Origin of the sequence: Pseudomonas sp. p99-361 (assembly GCF_003935475.1) — a bacterium.
GTDB lineage: Bacteria > Pseudomonadota > Gammaproteobacteria > Pseudomonadales > Pseudomonadaceae > Aquipseudomonas > Aquipseudomonas juntendi.
The window spans coordinates 1-511 of sequence record NZ_RHQO01000151.1; the positions used below are offsets into that span (position 1 = coordinate 1).

The following is a 511-nucleotide window of genomic DNA, read 5'->3' on the forward strand; positions in this document are numbered from 1 at the left end:
GGAATCTCCGAACAAGCCTTCAGTTATGCGAGAATCCCCGCAACACCTGATCCGAGCCGCCCATGAGCCAGATGAGCTTTTCCGACTTTGAGTACGCCGGCAAGCGCAAGCAAACCCGCCGAGAGCGCTTCCTCGCCGAAATGGATCAGGTGGTGCCCTGGGCAGGCCTGCTGGAGCTGATCGAACCGTTCTACCCCAAGGCCGGCGGCGGTAGAAAACCCTATCCTCTGGAAACCATGCTGCGCATCCATCTGTTGCAGAACTGGTTCTCCCTGAGCGACCCGGCCATGGAAGAAGCGCTCTACGAAATCACGCCCATGCGCCAGTTCGCACGCCTGACGCTGAGCGCGCCAATCCCCGAAGACACCACGATCATGAACTTCCGGCACTTGCTGGAGAAGCATCAGCTCGCACCGGCAATCCTTGCGGTCATTAATGGTTATCTGCAGGAAAAAGGCCTGTCGCTGCGCCAAGGCACCATCGTCGATGCCACCATTATTCATGCCCCCAG

1 pseudogene is annotated in these 511 nt (G+C 58.7%); it reads left to right on the plus strand.

Annotated features, from left to right (window positions below):
• Positions 1 to 62: 62 nt before the first annotated feature.
• Positions 63 to 511, plus strand: a pseudogene (locus EGJ22_RS25915) (IS5-like element ISPa41 family transposase); the annotation flags it as partial.